Annotated in this window: 1 pseudogene; it reads right to left on the bottom strand. The window is 31.0% G+C overall.

The features are described from left to right. Window positions 1-204 (bottom strand): annotated as a pseudogene (locus AOA60_RS01420) (tryptophan synthase subunit beta); the annotation flags it as partial. Window positions 205-339 lie beyond the last annotated feature (135 nt).

Below are 339 nucleotides of genomic sequence, written 5' to 3' on the forward strand. Positions count from 1 at the left end.
TAAGTGCTTGGCATATGTTAAAGGATTTTCCCTACCAACAAATTCTTTTAAATAATATTTGAATTCTTCGTTAAATTCGTCATCGTTTTTGTATTTTTCATATTGCTCTGCTAAAATATCTAATACTTCTTGTAATTCTGGTGGTACAAAACTTCCACCAAATTCACCAAAATAACCTTTGTTCTCAACTGCTGTTTCATTCATTTTCTCCACTCTCCTCTTCTTTTCTCATCTCGTCTAAACTATAATTCTACCCCTTCTACTATGCTACTTTAGCAAATCAAAGAGATACTTATAGGTAATTTTATATGTCGATTGTAACATTTGTCAACCTTATGA

It is taken from the genome of Pseudomonas sp. 2822-17 (assembly GCF_002742485.1).
Taxonomy (GTDB): Bacteria; Pseudomonadota; Gammaproteobacteria; order Pseudomonadales; family Pseudomonadaceae; genus Aquipseudomonas; species Aquipseudomonas cyclaminis.